The sequence below is a fragment of the Sulfurimonas sp. genome (genome assembly GCF_041563035.1).
GTDB lineage: Bacteria > Campylobacterota > Campylobacteria > Campylobacterales > Sulfurimonadaceae > Sulfurimonas.
Genome location: NZ_JBFFNS010000005.1, coordinates 123,767 through 140,867, shown reverse-complemented (window position 1 = coordinate 140,867; position 17,101 = coordinate 123,767). Strand labels below are relative to the sequence as shown.

18 protein-coding genes and 1 pseudogene are annotated in these 17,101 nt (G+C 36.6%); 5 read left to right on the top strand and 14 right to left on the bottom strand.

Annotation, left to right across the window (positions count from 1 at the left end):
- Positions 1 to 606, top strand: a 606-nt coding sequence (locus tag ABZC13_RS05795) for a CZB domain-containing protein (protein ID WP_373001260.1), incomplete at its 5' end; no start/stop codon positions are given.
- Here ABZC13_RS05795 and ABZC13_RS05790 read toward each other — a convergent pair.
- The 4 genes and pseudogenes from ABZC13_RS05790 to ABZC13_RS05775 all read right to left on the bottom strand — a co-directional run bounded on the left by ABZC13_RS05790 (position 603) and on the right by ABZC13_RS05775 (position 4,172).
- The gene (locus tag ABZC13_RS05790) at positions 603 to 2,102 is read right to left on the bottom strand and encodes a DUF4080 domain-containing protein (RefSeq protein WP_373001258.1); all 1,500 of its coding nucleotides are present in this window, start codon (positions 2,100 to 2,102) and stop codon (positions 603 to 605) included. The genes ABZC13_RS05795 and ABZC13_RS05790 overlap by 4 nt on opposite strands.
- Before the next feature lie 176 nt (positions 2,103 to 2,278).
- The gene (locus tag ABZC13_RS05785) at positions 2,279 to 2,608 is read right to left on the bottom strand and encodes a CZB domain-containing protein (RefSeq protein WP_373001264.1); all 330 of its coding nucleotides are present in this window, start codon (positions 2,606 to 2,608) and stop codon (positions 2,279 to 2,281) included.
- 117 nt (positions 2,609 to 2,725) lie between these two features.
- A pseudogene (locus ABZC13_RS05780) lies at positions 2,726 to 3,394 on the bottom strand (methyl-accepting chemotaxis protein); the annotation flags it as partial.
- Positions 3,395 to 3,686: 292 nt separating this feature from the next.
- Entirely contained in the window at positions 3,687 to 4,172 is a 486-nt protein-coding gene (locus ABZC13_RS05775) for a PAS domain-containing protein (protein ID WP_373001256.1), read from the bottom strand.
- A 108-nt stretch (positions 4,173 to 4,280) separates the two neighbouring features.
- Here ABZC13_RS05775 and ABZC13_RS05770 point away from each other — a divergent pair, with 108 nt between their 5' ends.
- Complete coding sequence (locus ABZC13_RS05770; protein ID WP_373001254.1) at positions 4,281 to 5,393, top strand: MFS transporter; 1,113 nt, start codon at positions 4,281 to 4,283, stop codon at positions 5,391 to 5,393.
- On the opposite strand, the gene ABZC13_RS05765 is transcribed toward ABZC13_RS05770, so the two are convergent.
- From ABZC13_RS05765 to ABZC13_RS05755, 3 genes are read right to left on the bottom strand one after another with little or no spacing between them, the layout of a single operon-like run.
- Entirely contained in the window at positions 5,363 to 6,118 is a 756-nt protein-coding gene (locus ABZC13_RS05765) for a DUF481 domain-containing protein (protein WP_373001252.1), read from the bottom strand. The two genes, ABZC13_RS05770 and ABZC13_RS05765, sit on opposite strands and share 31 nt — an antisense overlap.
- A complete protein-coding gene (locus ABZC13_RS05760) occupies positions 6,115 to 6,939 on the bottom strand; it encodes a mechanosensitive ion channel family protein (protein WP_373001250.1) in 825 nt (274 codons plus the stop codon). The genes ABZC13_RS05765 and ABZC13_RS05760 overlap by 4 nt, the downstream gene beginning before the upstream one ends.
- A gap of 51 nt (positions 6,940 to 6,990) precedes the next feature.
- Positions 6,991 to 7,320 carry a DUF309 domain-containing protein gene (locus ABZC13_RS05755; RefSeq protein ID WP_373001248.1) on the bottom strand — a complete coding sequence of 110 codons (330 nt, stop codon included), beginning with the start codon at positions 7,318 to 7,320 and terminating at the stop codon, positions 6,991 to 6,993.
- Positions 7,321 to 7,414: 94 nt separating this feature from the next.
- Here ABZC13_RS05755 and ABZC13_RS05750 point away from each other — a divergent pair, with 94 nt between their 5' ends.
- Positions 7,415 to 8,440 (top strand): diguanylate cyclase, encoded by a 1,026-nt coding sequence (locus ABZC13_RS05750; protein ID WP_373001246.1) that lies wholly within the window; start codon positions 7,415 to 7,417, stop codon positions 8,438 to 8,440.
- Here the strand turns inward: ABZC13_RS05750 and ABZC13_RS05745 are convergent.
- The 7 genes from ABZC13_RS05745 to thpR are packed head-to-tail and all read right to left on the bottom strand — an operon-like array spanning position 8,437 to position 14,126.
- The gene (locus ABZC13_RS05745; RefSeq protein WP_373001244.1) at positions 8,437 to 8,742 is read right to left on the bottom strand and encodes a hypothetical protein; all 306 of its coding nucleotides are present in this window, start codon (positions 8,740 to 8,742) and stop codon (positions 8,437 to 8,439) included. The genes ABZC13_RS05750 and ABZC13_RS05745 overlap by 4 nt on opposite strands.
- Positions 8,742 to 9,488 (bottom strand): metal ABC transporter permease, encoded by a 747-nt coding sequence (locus ABZC13_RS05740; RefSeq protein WP_373001242.1) that lies wholly within the window; start codon positions 9,486 to 9,488, stop codon positions 8,742 to 8,744. The genes ABZC13_RS05745 and ABZC13_RS05740 overlap by 1 nt, the downstream gene beginning before the upstream one ends.
- The gene (locus ABZC13_RS05735) at positions 9,485 to 10,360 is read right to left on the bottom strand and encodes a metal ABC transporter substrate-binding protein (protein WP_373001240.1); all 876 of its coding nucleotides are present in this window, start codon (positions 10,358 to 10,360) and stop codon (positions 9,485 to 9,487) included. The genes ABZC13_RS05740 and ABZC13_RS05735 overlap by 4 nt, the downstream gene beginning before the upstream one ends.
- A 25-nt stretch (positions 10,361 to 10,385) precedes the next feature.
- Positions 10,386 to 11,648: a hypothetical protein gene (locus ABZC13_RS05730; protein ID WP_373001238.1), complete on the bottom strand. Its 1,263-nt coding sequence runs from the start codon at positions 11,646 to 11,648 to the stop codon at positions 10,386 to 10,388.
- Positions 11,649 to 11,706: 58 nt separating this feature from the next.
- Positions 11,707 to 11,973: a hypothetical protein gene (locus tag ABZC13_RS05725; protein ID WP_373001236.1), complete on the bottom strand. Its 267-nt coding sequence runs from the start codon at positions 11,971 to 11,973 to the stop codon at positions 11,707 to 11,709.
- Positions 11,974 to 12,015: 42 nt separating this feature from the next.
- Positions 12,016 to 13,626, bottom strand: a complete 1,611-nt coding sequence (locus ABZC13_RS05720; protein WP_373001234.1) for a Na/Pi cotransporter family protein — start codon at positions 13,624 to 13,626, stop codon at positions 12,016 to 12,018.
- Positions 13,623 to 14,126, bottom strand: a complete 504-nt coding sequence (gene thpR / locus ABZC13_RS05715) for an RNA 2',3'-cyclic phosphodiesterase (RefSeq protein WP_373001232.1) — start codon at positions 14,124 to 14,126, stop codon at positions 13,623 to 13,625. The genes ABZC13_RS05720 and thpR overlap by 4 nt, the downstream gene beginning before the upstream one ends.
- Before the next feature lie 237 nt (positions 14,127 to 14,363).
- Here thpR and ABZC13_RS05710 point away from each other — a divergent pair, with 237 nt between their 5' ends.
- Both ABZC13_RS05710 and ABZC13_RS05705 read left to right on the top strand, forming a co-directional pair.
- Complete coding sequence (locus tag ABZC13_RS05710) at positions 14,364 to 14,510, top strand: hypothetical protein (RefSeq protein ID WP_373001230.1); 147 nt, start codon at positions 14,364 to 14,366, stop codon at positions 14,508 to 14,510.
- Positions 14,511 to 14,524: 14 nt separating this feature from the next.
- Positions 14,525 to 17,095 (top strand): cation-translocating P-type ATPase, encoded by a 2,571-nt coding sequence (locus ABZC13_RS05705; protein ID WP_373001228.1) that lies wholly within the window; start codon positions 14,525 to 14,527, stop codon positions 17,093 to 17,095.
- Positions 17,096 to 17,101: the final 6 nt, after the last annotated feature.

Genomic DNA, 17,101 nt, shown 5'->3' with positions numbered 1-17,101 from the left:
TTTGCAGTTGTTGCAGATGAAGTTCGTAAACTTGCCGAGCGTACTCAAAAAGCTACAAGTGAAGTAGAGATTACAGTACAGAGTCTAAAACAAAACACTCAGGAAGTTCATGAACACTCTAAAGCTATGGAAGAGTTGTCTCAAAGCTCGATAGGCTCTATGGAGCTATTTAGTACAGAGATGCATTCATTGGCGGATAATGCTACAGCTATAGAGCAAGAGAGTAAAGATATTGGAAACTCTATATTTATAATTCTTAGTAAGTTAGATCATCTTATCTTTAAAGCAAACGGTTACAAAACTGTTTTTAGAGGTGAAGTTACTAGTGACTTTAAAAGTGATACTGAATGCCGTTTAGGCAAGTGGTACCATACTGGAAAAGGTAAAGAGAACTTTAGCAGATGTTCTAGTTACTCTAGATTAGCTGCTCCACATAAAGAGGTTCATGAAAACATTCAAAAAGCAGTAGATTGCGTAAAAAAAGGCAGTTGTTCTAAAGAAAGTGATAATGTAATGACTTACTTTAATAGAGCCGAAGAAGCTTCTAGAAAAGTTGTAACACTTCTTAGTGCAATGCTAGTAGAGGAAAAAGCACAAAGACACTAGCCTTGTCTTTTGTTAAATCCTGCTGTTCCGCTTTTAGCATCTGTAGTAAAGTTTTTACTATAAGGTTTTAAGTAAGCTGGAATAGCTCTTCCCTTTAGTTTCATCATATCTTCCAACATAATAGATGCAATAAACTCAGGTTCAAGTTTTTTTACATCTTTTAAGTATGAAAAGAGCAGTTCTCCAAGTCTTTGAAGTGATATCTTCCATGTAGAATCTGTTTGAGTATACATCCATGCACTAAAATCATAAAAGTTTTTAAAAACTTCTCTAGAATCATTCCAAAGTAGAGGCGCACTCTTCTTGAAGTTCCCACTATTGTATGTCAGATCCCAAAATCTTGCAAATCTTTTCATAATCTGAATATCATTAAACCCGAGCTTTGAATTTTTAAGTATGTCATAGGGTGGTACATCGCTATAGACCATACCGTGTTCTATATCATGTCTATTGATAAAAGTCCCGGATAGTTTTTTAAGTATACCTATCTGTATTTCACAGCTGCTTAGACTTACTAGCTCATCCAAGTTTGCTCCAAAGCTCTCTAAAGACTCACCTGGAAGACCGACTATGAGATCTAGGTGGATATGTGCATGAGTCTCATTTTCCAAAAATCTAATGTTCTCTTTAATCTTATCAAGTTTTAGTTGTCTTGAGATATTGTTTGCAATCTCAGGATTTAGTGTCTGGATGCCAATCTCTAGTTGCAGTGCTCCCTCGGAAAACTGTTTTATCTTCTCTTTTATAGATGAAGGAAAATGATCCGGGATTACTTCAAAGTGTGCAAAATATTGTTCGTCTTTTTCTAAGAAAAAATCTAGAATTTTGTTTGCAGTAAGCATATTAAGGTTGAAAGTTCTATCTACAAACTTGAAGTTTCTAGCTCCTCTTTGCCACAGTTTTTCAAACTCTGTCAAGACTGCATCTAAGTCAAAAGCCCTAACTTTTTCATCCATTGAAGAGAGACAAAACTCACACTCAAAAGGACAACCTCTTGATACTTCCACATAGAGGTAGCGATTTTTTATATCATCATCTGTATAGTACTCATAGGGAAGAGCAATTTCTTTTAATGAGGGAAGAGCCATTTTAATGATTTTATTTTCTATGAGATTATTATTTAGTATATCTTTGCAGAGTGTATAAAATGCGATATCTCCCTCACCTTGGATGATAAAGTCTGCTTCGTCAAAGTTAACTCTAAAAGGCTCATGTGTGACTTCAGGTCCGCCAAGTATTACTTTAGTCTGAGGAGATATCTTTTTAATTATATGTAGAAGTTCACTAACTTCTTTTGCATTCCAGATATATACACCGATGCCAATGATCTTTGGAGAGTGGACAAGTATCTTTTCTGCTATGGTTTGAACGGCATCATTGATACTGAATTCTAGTATTTTTGAGTCATTTTGTAGTTCATTTAAATTTGCATATAGATATCTAAGGCCAATAGAGCTGTGTGTATATCTTGAGTTTAAAGTTGTTAGGATTATCATTTTGGAATTTTATCATAAAGGGGGAGGATAAAACAGACCTAGTTAAAAAAAAGGGGAAGTAACTCAGGTCTGTTCAAAATTTATAGGAGTATATTTTCTCGCTCATGAAAGGGGAAAACACAATTGAGATAGAAAATTATATTAAATATAAGTTAATGTCAAGTAAATATAAAATATTAGTCCTTAGCATTAAACTCCTCTATCATATGATCTAGTTTTGTGTAAAGCTCTTTAGAAGCTGCTTCCATAGTCGTAAAGTTTTTAACAATTGTTTTTGGGTTTTCAAATTTCAGTGTTGTATCATTTTTAACAAACTCTAAATTCTGAAATACTGAGTCGTGAACAAGAGCATGAGGTGCGTCCATCTCTGCAAATGCTTTAGTGTGTCCAAACCTTTCTTGACCGATACCTAGGTACCATTTACCCATACGACAGTTTTTATGATCTGCAAATACTGCTTCTTTATTCGCTTCTAAAACTGTTGAGTAAGCATTAGATTTAAAGATGATATGGTCAACTTTTACAAGAGTTGTAAATAGTCGGTTCTGAATTTGGATAGCTGAATGTGACGAGTGTTCAGCTAAAGAGTTTAGTTCTGAGAAAGTACTCTCAAACTCATGTATAACATTAGTTGAACTTTGCGCAATCTCTGAGATATTATCAGAGTTAGTTCTCATGTCATTGGCATCTTGTTGAAGAGTAGAGATATTTATCTCGATCTCATTTGTAGCTTTTTGAGTACGTTCTGCAAGTTTGCGAACTTCATCCGCAACAACAGCAAAGCCACGTCCATGCTCTCCTGCACGAGCGGCTTCAATAGCAGCATTAAGGGCAAGTAAGTTTGTTTGATCTGCAATGTCTTTAATAAGGTTAACTACCTCTGAAATCTCTTTTGAACGATGTTCAAGACTTACAATTCCCTCATGGCTAGAAGCAATTAGCTCTACCAGGTTACTTAATCTTTCACCGATTTCTACAACACTGCTTAAACTTTTTGATGATTCTTCTGCAGTTTTTTGAGCAACTTCAACTATCTCAGTAGAATTTGCCTGAGAAGCGTTAATATCTTCTTGAATAACAGTTAAGCCAGAGCTAACCCCTCCACCTAAAGTACTTAGATTGTGAGCTAGTTCCCCTCTGATCTTTGTCTCGTAACCACTCGCAATAGATGAGATAGCATTGTTTAGACTCTCAGACGTTTTACGGAAGATACCATGCAAACCTGCAGGGTATGTTCTTCTGTAAGTCTTCCCAACCGCCGCATATGATATAGTCGTCTCAGTATCTCTCATAAAGGCTTCTAGTTGGTCCAAAAGATCATTTAGAGCCCATGCGCGAGTTGAAAGAGGTGAGTTGTCATCAGGTATATGTGTAACACGGTCTTCTAAATCACCGGATGCTGCATTCATAATAACCCTAAACATTGATTTTGACAGTTCTGATTCAGATTTTACTGCTGAAGCAGATGGAACAAAAAGTGAAATTATTAAAACAACAACTATAACACCACTTAAAATGTAGTTTGTATTAACTACACCAAATATTGCCACTCCAATAAGTGCAGCAAAAAGTAAAACAGCCTGATTATTCTTGAATAGCGATAATAAGTTCATCGTAGCCAACCCCTTTCTCTTGTAAAATATCTGTTAAAATTTTAAATGAAGCGTCAACACCACTGCTTTTTTCAACTTCTAGCATCTTTTTATACAGAGGTATGATGATATCAAGAGCTTTAGGGTTTGGTCTTCTTCTAACGGAGTAATAACCTAGAATATTCCCTTTTTCATCTAATGAAGCTGTTATATTTGCATATACCCAGTATGCATTACCATCTTTTGTCTTGTTGATAACAAAGGCAAAAACTTCCTCTTTTTGCTCTATCGTATCCCATAAATAACGAAAAACAGCCTTTGGCATATCAGGATGACGAATAATACTGTGAGGCTTACCAAGTAGTTCTGCTTCACTGTATTCCGCCATATCCATAAATATTTTGTTTGTATATGTTATACGTCCTTTTAAGTCCGTTTTAGAGACGATAAAATCATCTTCTTTCATTTCTTTGAGCATGAAATGTCCCCTTCCCTTGTTATTCTGTATGTTGTGTTATTCTGTTGCATGATTATAACACATTTGTCTGCTATAATTCTTGAATTACATCAAGGAGTTATCACTATAATGCCAATATTGTTAGCTTCTTTTTACTTTTTTTATTTTGCCATTGTGGGCGTTTACATTATCTTTATGCCGAAGGTTCTGTCCATGGTTGGTTACTCTGCCAGTGATATCGGAATGATTTTCGCAGCCGGACCATTGGTCAGGTTTATACTCCCGTTTGCTTTTACAAGAGGTATGAAACTCAACATAAAAAGTTTCAACATAGCTATAGTAATCATGTTCTTTAGCAGTGTTTCTTTTTACTTTTCTATAGATAACTTTTACAAACTTCTGTTTTCAAACATAGGACTTGGGATAGGCTTAAGCCTTATACTTCCTTATATCGAGGTCATCTCTTTAAAGACAATAGGAAAAGAGAAATATGGAAAAATAAGACTTTTTGGCTCTGTAGGCTTTGTTCTCGTTGCTCTTGTCTTAGTTAAGTTTTTAAGCAGTGCTGATATCGCTCTAAATTACCTTTTAGTCTTGACATTCTTAACTGCTATGGTAGCTTTTGTGATTGCAAAAAATGCAGATGCCAGTAGTGAAAAAGCTGAGGAGATAGACAACGATATCAGCCTTTTATCAGACTGGAAGCTGTGGGCTGGTCTTACTCTGATGCAGGTTAGTTTCGGAGCTTTTTACAACTTTTTTACCATCTATGAAACAGATTACGGAATAAGCATGGATATGACTATATATCTATGGAGCTTTGGTGTTGTAGCTGAGATATTTATGCTCTTTTTTCAAGGCAGGCTTCTGCGCGGAAATCTTCTTTTGATTTTACAGATAACAACTTCAGTAACAGCTATAAGATGGTTTTTACTATTTTTATTTCCAGAGAATCTTACGATATTGTTTTTCTCACAGACGCTTCATGCTCTTAGTTTTGCACTGTTTCACTCGGCAGCTATTAGTTATTTGTATCATTTATACAAACATAAATCTTTAGCACAGCAGTTTTTTTCTGGAATCACTTATGGTTTAGGCGGGTTTGTTGGGGCTCTTTATGCGGGTTATGTTTATGAGCTTTTTCCAAGATACCTTTTTTTAAGCGCGGCTTTTATCGCGCTTATGGCATCTTGGTCTTTATACCTTTGGAGTCAAAAATTAAAGAGAAATGTTGTTGTTTGAGTAAAATCAGTTGTCTTTACCCCAACCGGTGGATTGCTGTCTTCACTCCATGAGACATTAAATTTTAAGAATAGCCTTTTTATTATATTTAGTTTTAGTTCAAGTTGATTCGAGAATACATAATCTGCATAATCATCCATTTTTGGTTGATAATATAAAACATATGAAAATGCCGACATATCGGCAATAGAAATACTGTAAGCGAGATATGAATTTAATCTTGCATTATCCTCCGAGGGATCTATTTGTGGATTAGTGTATTCTATGTCTTCATAAAATCCACCAAGTCCAAAAAAACCTTTACCGTTTTTTGGAGAGTTAAACATTCTATACCTTAACCCAGCGCCACCTAAAATTCTGCTGTTTATTCGTCTAAACTCATCACTTTCAAGCTGTCCAAAGAGTTCATATCTTAGGTTTTCATCATCGGTTAGAGAGTGTATAAACCTGATATGTGAAAAAGCCTTGTTTGTATCCTTCACATAATTTGATTCACCGTATTCACCGGAAAATTCTCCCCATGTTGCATAGCTTGAGTTGTTGTCATAAGTAATTCTAAAAGAAGCTTTATAGTTGTCTTTATCGGTATTGCCTCTTTTTGTTTCAAGCCCTGCCTCAAATTTCCCAGATAATCCGGGTTTCTCACCAAGCTCGACCGGAGCAATAGAAATGAGTGCGAAAAGATATTGTGTTGTTAAGATACCAATAAGTAGAATTTTTTTCACTGTTTTCCTTCTGTTTTGTTTGAATGAATATCCATTTGAGGATAAGGAATAGAGATTCCTTTTTCATCAAATACTAGTTTAACTCTCTCGAGCATATCAAAATGTACATCCCAGTAGTCATCTGTTTTTACCCATGCACGAAACACAAAGTTTACGCTGCTTTCACCTAGCTCGCTTACTGCTACAAGTGGGGCAGGCTCACTAAGAACCCTTTCGTCTGAGAGGATGATTTGCATTAAAGTCTCTTTTGCAAGTTTCAGATCATCATCATAGCCAATACCAAAAACATGTTCAACACGACGTTGGGTTCTTTGTGAAAAGTTTGTAATATTTCCATTAATAATAGATGAGTTTGGCACTATTACTATGCTTTGATCTATCGGCTCGAGTATGGTTGAAAAGAGATTTATGTCTTTTACTGTTCCTGTCGTTCCGGCAGATTCTATAGTATCTCCGACTTTAAATGGACGAAAGATAATTATTAAAACAGCTGCACCTATATTTGAAAGTGAATCTTTAAGAGCCAAACCAACTGCAAGACCTGCAGCACCAAAAATGGCTAAAAAAGAGGTAGTGTTAATGCCCAAAGTGTTTAGTGAGGCTAAAATAACAACAATAAGTAAGACAAAATAAATAACACTTTCTAAAAACTCAACAAATGTTTTGTCAACCTTTGCTTTAAGCATAAGAGTTCTAGAAAGAGCAGTAGCCCTTTTTACAGCCCATTTACCAATTATAAAAATCAGTATCGCTGCAATGATTTTTAAGCCATATTGGCCTACATACATTAGCACCATATCACTGTATTTTGATACATCCATCATAAAGACCTTATTAAAAAATTTGTGAAATTATAACAAGTAGTCGTTGAATTATTGGTGAGAAAGAGTTTTTATATTTTCAATATGTATTGCGATGAGATGATATTTATTTAAATGCGGTGATTCTATTTTATGTAAAAGTGGCATATACTTTAGATAGTTTTTCCATACTTTTTTGCTTGCTTCTATTCTATTTTTTCTTTCTAACTCAAAACTAACAGAAGCATTTATGAACCCCTTTAAGAGTCTTATTTCATCATTGTCTTCAAAACGTCTTGGAAACCATATTCTTTCTAAAACTTCGTGTGAATCGTAGTATTTTTTACTATTCAAGCACTCTATAAACTCTTCTAGAAATTCAGCATGTTTTTGTTCGTTCATCATATACCTAAAGTTTCTCATATTATATGAAACCATTATAATATACAGTTGAAGAATTAAAGTAAATTTATGGATATAAGCTGTACAATGCAGCATGAAATTGTATGATTATCTGTTTAAATCGATACCGATATTATTTATTTTAACTCCTCTATATGTATACAATCTACAAGAAGCACCAGTAGAACTTCACTGGTTCACTTTAACTGCTCTTAGCTTTATTCTATTTCTAGTACTTTACAGATATAAAATAATTGATAAATACAGTCAAAACCTTCAAAAAAATATAAATATAATAGATGAACATGTTCTTATCTCACACAGTGATAAGCATGGTAGGATTACAGATGTCAGTGAAGCACTCTGTAGATTTACAGGGTACAAGAAAGAAGAACTTATCGGGAAAACCCATAAAATCTTTAAGCATCCAGACACTCCAAAAGAACTATTTACAGAGTTATGGGACACTATTACAAGAGGTGAGATTTTTAAAGGTGAGATTAAAAACCGAAGCAAAGACGGTTCAGAGTATTGGATAGAAGCAACTATAACTCCTCTTATAAATAAAAAGGGTGATGTTGAAGGATATACTGCAATACGTCAAGATATTACAGATAAAAAATGTGCACAAAAACTTTCCATAACTGACAAACTAACACAAACATATAACAGACTTCATTTAGAAAACATATTTGCACAAGAGACACACAAAGCAAAAAGGTATGGAGATACATACTCTATAATTATTATGGATATAGACTTCTTTAAACCTATAAATGATAACTATGGTCATGATGTCGGCGATCAGATTTTAATAGATATAGTTCAAGTATTAAAGTCTAAGATAAGAGATATAGATGTCTTGGGACGCTGGGGCGGAGAGGAGTTCCTTATCATCTGTACAAAGACTAATATCGATCAAGCATACACGGTAGCTGAAAAACTTAGAGTTGCTATAGAAGAGTATGAGTTTGACGTTATTGGAAAGATAACAGGCAGTTTTGGTGTCTCAGAATATAAACAGAGTGATTCAAATTCAGATGTGGCTGTGAAAAGAGCAGATGACGCCCTCTACACATCTAAAGATGCAGGTAGAAACCTCGTAACTTCAAAAATCTAGAGCAACATCATATTTTTGCGCCAGTAGCCACGACCGCCTTTGAGCGAGATGCAGTGGTGATTTGGAAACTTTGCTTTGTACTCTTTTAATCTGTCAAGTGTAGCTTTTCCGCTATCGCAATAAAATACAAAGACACTTCCCTCAGGCTCTTTTGAAAGCTCATAAGGGTTATATACAACAGTGTCAGCTTTTTCTATAGGAGAGAGTATAGTATCTACCAGAATGACTTTGATCCCAGCTTCTTCTAAATCTCTTTTATTTTCTAAAAACTCTTTTTGTGTCCACTCATTTGGAAACTGCATTATTGCCCTGCTTTTTTTGAACTGAATAATACTATTATAGAGCTGAGAAGCGCACCTAAAAATACTATGGTGTAGCCAGTCGGAAGATCAAAATAGTAAGATATTATAATGGCACTTATACTAAAAAACCATCCAAAAACAAAACTACTTAGAAGTGATTTGTTTAGTTTAAGTGAGGTAGATACCAGTGCAGGAGCGATAAGAAGTACAAAAACTACAAGTACACCTGCTAAGGCTACAGATGAAGTAACTGTTAGTGCTAACAAAGAAAAGAACATAAGCTCTTTTAAAAAACCTGTTAGTTTTGGATAGACTTTCCAAAGAATCAAAGCTATAAAAGCGTAGATAACAGCACTCTTTATTACATCATCGGCAGGGGTGAAAAGTATATCACTTGCTAGTAGTGATTTGAAGTGCTCCATCCCTTCTGCTGAGTGAGATAAGACCATCATGATTCCACTGGCTCCTAAAACATATAAAAGCCCTATAAAGGCTTCTAGTTTTATATTCCTCTGAGATGCTATAGCGATGATAAAAGCACTAAAAAGAGCAAAGACAAGAGTTAGAGCATAAAAATATTCAGCATGAAAGTAGCCAAGACTAATAGCAGAACCAAGAGCTGCAAACTGTGCAATGGCTAAATCTGTGAAGATGATTCCTTTTTGAAGTATTCTTATTCCAAACCATGAGTGCATCATAACAAGTATGATAACTAGAGCGATTGGTACTAAAAGAATATCCATCATTCTATAGCTCCAGTCAGATAGTCAAACAGAGAAGTAAGGTCTTCTATATTATCTAAAGCCCCGATGTCATGAGGCATTAAAACGATTTTTATACCTGTCTTCTCACGAATAAACTCAGCTGTTTTTGTAGAGTGATAGACATCATGTAAAATGCAGCAAGGATTCTCATCATTTATGAGTTTGATAGTATTAATAATATGTCTTGAGGATGGCGGAATACCGGGAAGAGGTTCAATCGTACCTACATTTACAAGACCATAAGCCTTGTTAAAGTAGGCTAAATTATTGTGAAACTGTATAACTTTCATGCCTTTTTTACTAGCCATCTTCTCTTGCCAGACTTTCATCTTCTCTTGCCAAGAACTAGAAAACTTTTCATAGTTCTTTTTGTAAACATCAGCATGTTCACTATCTATGGAGATAAGAAACTGCTCAATTTTTTTTGCCAAAACTATAATGTTGTGAGGATCAAGATGAAAGTGAGGATTCCCATCAGGATGAATATCTCCGCCTGCACGATCAACCGTTGATGGTTTGTTTATAAGCTCAACATGATGAGAGAGATTTAAAAAACTCTTAGCTCCTACATTTGTTTTATCATTACCAGCTCTGCGAAGCAGGGCAGGCAACCAACCGATCTCTAGTTGACCACCGTTCATAATAAGAGCATCTGCATTTCTCATCTTAGAGATAAGTGAAGGACGAGGAACCACAAAGTGTGGATCCCAGTTTCCTTTGGCTAAAACTACAGTGTTGATATGCTCACCACCGATGCTCTTTGTAATAGCACCGATGTAAGGATAACTAACAGCTATGTTCATGTGAGCAAAGAGTGTTAGCGGTAAAAGTAATAATATTAAAAATTGATTCATATTTGTTCTTCCTTTTGCGGACTATTTAAAAACTATGAGCTCCATGAGCTCCGATTGATATATTTGCTTGAAAAATCACAGTGTTTATATCTTGTCTGTTCCCATCTTCATCATATAGAGCATTGTTATGATTATACTGTAATCTAAATCTTGCAAACTCACTTGTGTGGTACTCAACCATCGCTGAGTACTTGTTAAAGTTATTGCCTTTATCTACGTTTATACCGTTAGATGTAACATCATTTTGAAGGATAGTGTCATATCTAACACCCATTTGCCAGCTTTTGTTAAGAGCGTAAACAAGTTGAGTGTAAGCACCTGTCTGTTTTTTGTTAATAGCCGGACTTGTTAAGACTACTGTTGTGTTAGCAGGGTTTAGATTGTACTGCGTTCCATCTATCTCTCTACTTAGCAGCTCACTTTGGAACTTTAAAAAGCTGTATGAATCAAAGTAGTGTTTTACGACTAAGTCTGCACCGTAAAGCTTGGAGTCACCGCTTACTACATGAGGTTCCTCATCGCCAGAGTGGTCGATTCTTGTGCTTCCCTGAGCGTAAGAGAGCCCTGCTAAGATAGTCGTGTCATCTATGTCAAATGATGTTTTGATGTAACCTACAAATAGTGCAGGTGCATCTGCTTGAGTCGTATATGTGCCTATCTTGTCTTTTCCAAACATCTGAGTGTTTTCACCTTGCAGGATTTCTGCACCCATCATTAAGTAAGTATCAGTCGGAGCTACCCACTGAAGTTGAAGACCAGTTTCGTTGATACCGTGCATCCCTAAAAATGATTCATAAACAAGAGGCATATCTGCAAAATCCCAAGCGTGGTGGTGTTGCTCATTTAAGTAGCCAAAGTTTGAGCTGAATTTACCGCCTTTTACTCTCGCACCATGTCCCAGAGCTGTTGTAGTGAAGTAAAGTTCTTCTATCTCAACGCTATCTTCACTAAAGTGAAAAACACCGTCCATAGTAAAGAAAGGATCAACTGAGCTAGAGAGTACAAGCTCTGCATAGTTTAGGTTAAAACCGTTCTTTGCATTGTTTGGAGTGTGAGTTTTCCCATTGTGTGTATGAGTTCCTAAAAGACCGTGAGCAACTCCAGGAACTTCTAAGTGAGCTACTTTATCATCAGCAATGTTTCTATTTACATAAGAAGCATCCATAACTAAAGAGATATCAGGCATGAATTTTGACTGGGCAAAAGTTCTATTTTCAACTGGAAGCACATCTGCTCCACCAAAGGCTATAGTCGCACAAAATGTGCTTGTTAGTAATATTTTTTTCATAATTGTCCTAAATAATATTTTTATATTTGTAATAGTTGTTTTTTGTATTTTTGAGTATTTAGGAAATGAAAGGTGGTGCGCGGTTTTGGTAAGAGTGGTTTTTTTTGTGAAGTGAGTAAACTAAGTTGGTTACTGCTATTTGCTCAAATCTGAAAACTACTATCTCTTTAAAGTCATCTACAATATCCGCAGATACTGAGTGATCATCTACAATACATACTTGACATGAAGAACTATCACTTCCATGAATGTGTTCTAGTTCATGTATAGCTGTAGCAGTTGTAGCAATGATAAATAGTATAGATATCAGCAGTCTTAGTTTCATAAATGAAATTTTACCATATTTTTATATCTTTGAGAAGCGGTATCATTTACCGGTTGCAAGAAGAGCTTGCTCATAATGGTGAGAGATGCGTACAAGATGCCAGCTTACCCGCTTAAGCCACCTTACCCCTTCCAAGTAGTAAGTACCCTCTTGGACGTCGATCTCCCCCTTTGCGATTTTTGTTACTATAAGTTTTCGGTAATCTTTCAAATGCTTATATAGAGACATCTTTGTCTTAGACGAGTGCTTAAACATTTTATTCCACTTTTTAGATTTCATGTCTTTTATTATTGATTTTATTCCCATGATTATAATATTACGCTCTTTTGTGAAATGTTGAGCATCCCGCAATGTTATAGCGCGATCTTCATCCTCCTCGCATCTCTCATGAAGCCTCTGCATATGGTCTAGTGTATGTATCATAGCAACGAGTCTTTCCCACTGTGCTCCTGATTCACTGCTAAGTGATATCTCATCTATATATGCATGAGTCTTATCAAGCGCATACTGCAACTCTTTAATATTTGCTCGTTTTGAGTTAGGGTCACCCAAAATAGCATTTATATGTTCCAATAGAGCGAGTATCTCGACATGTATGCTGTTTTGAACTGCTGTAAGTGCGACACTTGGTTGTTCAAGCAAGGCGGCGTCTAAGCTTTTAGTGTAAAACTGCTGTCTCTGAGGGATTAGTTTAGTCATTAATCTGGCAAAATTATTAGTAAATGGTAAAATGATTATAAGCCCTAAAATATTGAATGTACTGTGAAAAGTAACAAGACAAATCTCTGCATTCGTGTTAAGCGCGGTTGGAAAGAAGCTCTCTATCATTGATGTAAACGGGGTAATAAAAAATATAGCACCGACGGCAGTCATAATGTTGTAAATAACATGTGAAAATCCTGTGCGACGTGCTTCTATAGACTGCCCTATGGTAGCGAGTGCAGCAGTGATTGTGGTGCCTACATCCATACCTATAATCAAAGCAGCAGCCTGCTCAAAGTTTATGCTCCCTGCAAAAAGGGCAGTTAATGCCGTTGCGACACCTGCGCTTGAGGACTGTGTTATCGTTGTAAAAATGATTCCAAACGCGACAAGTTTCAACCGTCCCGTTAATGTGTCAGGTGGAAGTAGCGCAGGAGTTATAATCTCCGAAAAAGCACCCATCCCTTGCTGCATCATTGCTATACCGACAAAAACAATTGAAAAGCCTGAGAGTGTATAACCAAAAGTAGCTAAGCGATTTCTTGCTAAAAGGCGAAGAAGGGCTCCAATAAGTACAAAAAGCATCATGATGTTTACTATCTGGAGTTTAAAACCAAACAGTACGACAATCCAGCCTGTAACTGTCGTACCGATATTTGCACCGAAGATGATGCCAAGCGATGCCGGAAAACTGATCAGTCCGGCACTTACAAAACCGACAGCAGCAACAGTCGTTGCACTTGAAGAACGTAAGATAGCCGTAGTTACTATACCTGTAATCGCACCACTCTGAGGAGAGTGTGTAAATCGTATTAGAGCCGAGCGCATCGCATCTCCGGCTAAAGCACGTAAACCGTCTGTCAATATAATGATACCAAGCAGGAAAAGACCCAAGCCTCCAATCGCTTGAAATATAGAGCCTGCATTTTCTATAAAGAAGTCTATGCTCATGATTCAAACCTTTTAATGGATTCATATCTTGCTCCATCTGGAGATAGATGGGAGTTGATAAGCTCAAATGTTGTATCAGTTCTGCCTAGTTTTTGACCTTTATATTTTTTCAGCATCTGTCTGAAGGCTTTTTTATTGTGAAAATCTTTAATCCTTATGAGTGTTACATGAGGAATAAATAATTCTTTGTTTGGCAGTGAGAACAAAGTGCATATAGAATCGTGTAGCTTCTCCAGCTCTTTACTTTTTACTTTAGCATAAAGGATGTGGTTATTCTCAAAATAGCCCAGAGAAGTGAGCGTTAAAGGTTCAAGTTTCTTGACAATCTGAGGCAGTGCTTGCAGAAGTTCATCAACACTGTAATTGTCACCAAAATAGCAGAGAGTTATATGCAGATTTTCATCTGCAACCCAGCGACCATCTGTAGAACTTAAAAAGTCAGATTGCAGTGAGCCATAGTCATTTAGTTGTGCTTTAAGAGCCAAAAATAGACGATTCATAATATTGAGTATATCATAAGTATTAGATATAATTGTTTTATGGACATAAAAACACCATCTGCATTTTATCTCGACTCGATTGATAATCTTGAACAATTGAAGGCACTTGAGCGTATTGACTGCCACGGTGATTATTACAAACGAATGATGTTGACTGTGAATGAGTTTTAGAGATTATTTATAGTTTAATTAAGTTGATTTAAACTATCATAGAGTAAGTGAAATAAAGGAGAAGTCATGCTTAGTAAAAGTGATGTTAAAAAAATCGTTAGAAAAGAGTTAAAGGCCATGCTTAAAAAAGAGCTGAAGCAAGATGTGAAAAAAGATATTAAAAGTTATAAGAAAAAAGATAAGTTAGAGAAAGCATCTAAGAAAAAGAAATAATACAAAACTAGCTCATGTTTTATACTCAAAGTGTTGATGAAAGCCTACAGAGTCTAGGCTGTACGCCTGATGGGTTAAGTACCCATGAGGCAAAGCAACGCATGGCGCATTACGGAAAAAACTCTCTGCCAGAGGCTGCAAAACGTACTCTCCCTGCTATATTTATAGAACAATTTAAAAGCCCCATAATTTATGTACTTCTAATCGCTGCGATTATCTCTTTCGTCATAAAAGAGTTTACAGATGCTGGATTCATTTCAGCAGTATTGCTTCTTAATGCCCTTATCGGAACTTATCAGGAGTTTACAGCCGGACAAAGAGCAGATGCTCTTAAGAAAGTCCTAAAGACCTATGTCAGTGTTTTGAGAGACGGCAAAAAAGTTGAGCTTCTCAGTCAAGATGTAACAGTAGGCGATATAGTCTTTTTTGAGTCAGGTATAAAAGTACCGGCGGATATTCGTCTTATTGATGTGAGTGATTTGTGGGTAAATGAGTCTCTTCTCACGGGGGAGTCCATCGATGTAAGTAAGGATGAGAGCTATATATCAAGCGATATTGATGAGCCCATCGGTGATAGAAAAAATATGCTTTATGCAGGCTCTACGGTAACTAAGGGTCGTGCAACAGGTGTCGTCAGTGCTATAGCTAAACAGACTGAAGTCGGTAAGATAGCTTCACTTCTTGCATCTTCGGATCAAGCTAAGCCACCTCTTATTCTTCGTATGGAGAGATTTTCAGTAAACATAGCAAAAATCATAAGTGTTGTAATATTGCTCATAATCATGGTCGGTATTTACCAGGAATCCCCGCTAAAAGAGATATTTTTCTTTACCGTTGCCATTGCCGTATCAACCATACCTGAAGGTCTCCCTGTAGCTATTACTGTCGCTCTTAGTGTAGCTAGCGGTGTTATGAGCAAGCGTAACGTGATAGTGCGTAAACTCTCAGCCATTGAGGGCTTGGGTTCTTGTACTCTCATCGCAAGCGATAAAACAGGTACAATGACGCAAAACCGTCTTAGCGTTGAGCACTTTATAACACCTGAAAAAACTTATTCGCAGAGAGAGTATATTAGTGACGAGATACTCTATAGTTCCATATTGTGCAACGAATCAAGCTGTGAGATGGAAGATGATAAGTTTGATTTTATCGGAGATCAGGTTGACATCGCCTTAGCTAGATATGCACTAAATATTGATAAATCACTCTATGAGCTAAAAAGTAAAGCGACACTCATAGACGCGATGCCGTATGAGCCTGAAAATAAGTTTTCGGCAATGACATATAAACTAGACGGGCAAAAGATGCACTTCATCAAAGGATCTCCGGAGGTCATACTTAGTAAAAGTGCATTAGATGCAGATACTAAGGCATCTCTTAATCATCAGGTAGATTCATGGGCAAGCCAAGGCTTTAGAAACATAGCTTTGGCCTATAAGATAAGTGATGAGAGTGGGATATCTGAAAATGATTATACTTATCTGGGGTTTGCTGCTATTATTGACCCCTTAAGAGAAGGAGTAGCCCAAGCTGTAACTACCGCTCAGGATGCTGGCATAGAAGTAATTATGGTGACCGGAGATCATCCAAATACGGCATTTTCCATAGCAAAAGAGCTAAATATCGCTATAGATAAAGATGAAGTAATCGATGGGTTGGGAATCTCTCATTGGCAGGAGAGAGGTGCACCAAAAGAAGAGATAGCCAATAAGCGTGTTTTTGCCAGAGTCTCTCCCGAGCAAAAACAGCTCATAGTAAAAACTTTTCAAGAGCTAGGTCACTTCGTAGCGGTCACAGGAGACGGTGTAAACGATGCACCAGCATTGAAGTTTGCAAACATAGGTATATCTATGGGAGAGAGTGGAACTGATGTTGCCAGAGAATCGAGTGACTTGATTTTAATGGATGATTCATTTGGTTCTATTGTCAACGGGATAGAAGAGGGAAGAGTAGCCTATGACAACATCAGAAAGGTCATCCATCTGCTTATCTCTACAGGTTTTGCGGAGATAGTCCTCATACTTCTTTCCATGATGTTTTTTACGCCAATCCCTCTTTTGCCGGTACAGCTTCTATGGTTAAACTTAGTCACTAATGGTATTCAGGATGTAGCCCTTGGTCTTGAAAAAGCAGAACCCGGCGTGCTAAAGAAAAAAGCACGTGATCCGAAAGAGCCTATCTTTAACAAGATAATGATAAGCAGAGTCGTTGTAGGCGGTCTATATATGGGTATTTCTGCATTTGCAGTTTTTTATACACTCTTGGGACTTGGTTATGAAGAAGATGCGGCGAGAAATATTACACTGCTTTTGATGGTTCTTTTTGAGAATGTACATGTGTTTAACTCTCGTACAGAGAAGCACTCCATATTTAAAATAGACCATAGCAAAAATAAATTTTTATGGATATCGGTCATCGTCGCTCAATTACTACATGTAGCATCTATGTACAGTCCTTTTATGCAGTCAGTACTCAACGTTCAACCGGTCGATTTAAAAGTATGGGCTATTCTTCTGTCTGTCGCCATAGTCCTTATGGTTGTGATGGAGATGGAAAAATTTATAAGAGCTAAAGTCAGTTCATGAAAAAGG

Coding starts and splice junctions, on each gene's coding strand:
- ABZC13_RS05790 (WP_373001258.1), bottom strand. CDS start 2,102: ATGATAATCCTAACAACTTTAAACTCAAGATATACACACAGCTCTATT.
- ABZC13_RS05775 (WP_373001256.1), bottom strand. CDS start 4,172: ATGCTCAAAGAAATGAAAGAAGATGATTTTATCGTCTCTAAAACGGAC.
- ABZC13_RS05770 (WP_373001254.1), top strand. CDS start 4,281: ATGCCAATATTGTTAGCTTCTTTTTACTTTTTTTATTTTGCCATTGTG.
- ABZC13_RS05760 (WP_373001250.1), bottom strand. CDS start 6,939: ATGGATGTATCAAAATACAGTGATATGGTGCTAATGTATGTAGGCCAA.
- ABZC13_RS05755 (WP_373001248.1), bottom strand. CDS start 7,320: ATGAACGAACAAAAACATGCTGAATTTCTAGAAGAGTTTATAGAGTGC.
- ABZC13_RS05750 (WP_373001246.1), top strand. CDS start 7,415: ATGAAATTGTATGATTATCTGTTTAAATCGATACCGATATTATTTATT.
- ABZC13_RS05745 (WP_373001244.1), bottom strand. CDS start 8,742: ATGCAGTTTCCAAATGAGTGGACACAAAAAGAGTTTTTAGAAAATAAA.
- ABZC13_RS05740 (WP_373001242.1), bottom strand. CDS start 9,488: ATGATGGATATTCTTTTAGTACCAATCGCTCTAGTTATCATACTTGTT.
- ABZC13_RS05735 (WP_373001240.1), bottom strand. CDS start 10,360: ATGAATCAATTTTTAATATTATTACTTTTACCGCTAACACTCTTTGCT.
- ABZC13_RS05730 (WP_373001238.1), bottom strand. CDS start 11,648: ATGAAAAAAATATTACTAACAAGCACATTTTGTGCGACTATAGCCTTT.
- ABZC13_RS05725 (WP_373001236.1), bottom strand. CDS start 11,973: ATGAAACTAAGACTGCTGATATCTATACTATTTATCATTGCTACAACT.
- ABZC13_RS05720 (WP_373001234.1), bottom strand. CDS start 13,626: ATGAGCATAGACTTCTTTATAGAAAATGCAGGCTCTATATTTCAAGCG.
- thpR (WP_373001232.1), bottom strand. CDS start 14,126: ATGAATCGTCTATTTTTGGCTCTTAAAGCACAACTAAATGACTATGGC.
- ABZC13_RS05710 (WP_373001230.1), top strand. CDS start 14,364: ATGCTTAGTAAAAGTGATGTTAAAAAAATCGTTAGAAAAGAGTTAAAG.
- ABZC13_RS05705 (WP_373001228.1), top strand. CDS start 14,525: ATGTTTTATACTCAAAGTGTTGATGAAAGCCTACAGAGTCTAGGCTGT.